The following is a 1,149-nucleotide window of genomic DNA, read 5'->3' on the forward strand; positions in this document are numbered from 1 at the left end:
AAAACTTCAAGATATGGTACAAAACAAAATTGATGATGACATTAATAAGATGTATGATAAAGAAGTAGATCGACTAGAAGATGAGGCAGAAAAAAATAAAGAAGACTTAGATGAAAGATACAATAAAGAAAATATACAAAAATGGGTTCAAGAAGCTCTAAATACAGGAATGTTTACCGACATTGATGGTAAAGTATCTGACCTTAAAGACTCAATGTTAGATTTCACTGATAAGTGGGGCGATGGGTTAGGAGCTACCGGAGATATCATAAAAGGGGAACTCATAGCTAACTTAGAAGTCGCTAGAGATATTATGAAAGATATGGATAGTATGAAGGACAAATTAGGCTTAACTAGTGATTACTACCATAAGAAAACATCTGAAGATTATTTGAAAGAAACAATAGATTCAGCTAAAAATTTAGCAGATGCTTTGGCAGGAATGAGAGTGCAACAAAACGCCCCTTTAGTATATGTAGAAGGGAATGTTGACAAAGGTGTTATGCCAGATCTTACAAATGCAATGAAAAAAGCTCAAGAGGAATTTGCGAACAATATAGTAAAGCAGATGAAAGTTTAATTAAATAAAATGGTAATTTCATTTCATATCAAATAACGCTAATTGCGTTTTCATATAGATTAATATCAAGAAGGCTCATCAATAACTGGTGAGTTTTTTTTGATTACAAAGAAGGTGATTTTTATACAAAATAGAGTGAATATAAAACAAATTAGAAGTGAATATACTTTAACTCTTCATAAGGTAAACAAAGATTATGTTGGGCAATTCCCTCTTCCATTAGTTAATACATTATCCAGGAAGATTGATTCTTCAGATGAGTTAGAAATCACAGTTCCTAAATATGTTACAAACAGAATCACACTTAAACCTCTAAGGTACTCTTTGTTTGATGAAATTAAAAATGAGAGGTATATATGTTTAGATAACAAGGAATATTTCGTAATTAAAGATATACAAGAAGATAATGATGGGAATAAAGTTATCAAAGCGCCACTCGTGGTAGAGTAAAACTAAGTAGAATAAGTTTTGAAATGGAAGATATGGGAGTCCAATTATTCACTGGTGATGAAGATGCTGAAATAATAAGTCTAAATGATTATATGAAAGAAGAAACAGGATGGTCATTA

At 31.0% G+C, this 1,149-nt stretch carries 2 protein-coding genes; both read left to right on the top strand.

Features of this window, described 5'->3' with window-relative positions; translation table 11 throughout:
* Positions 1 to 580, top strand: a 580-nt coding sequence (locus T473_RS18745; protein WP_038300786.1) for a hypothetical protein, incomplete at its 5' end; no start/stop codon positions are given.
* Between the two features lie 99 nt (positions 581 to 679).
* Positions 680 to 1,030: a hypothetical protein gene (locus tag T473_RS0115750; RefSeq protein WP_024622623.1), complete on the top strand. Its 351-nt coding sequence runs from the start codon at positions 680 to 682 to the stop codon at positions 1,028 to 1,030.
* The last annotated feature ends 119 nt before the right edge of the window (positions 1,031 to 1,149 follow it).

Source organism: Clostridioides mangenotii TR (genome assembly GCF_000498755.1).
Lineage (GTDB): Bacteria > Bacillota > Clostridia > Peptostreptococcales > Peptostreptococcaceae > Metaclostridioides > Metaclostridioides mangenotii_A.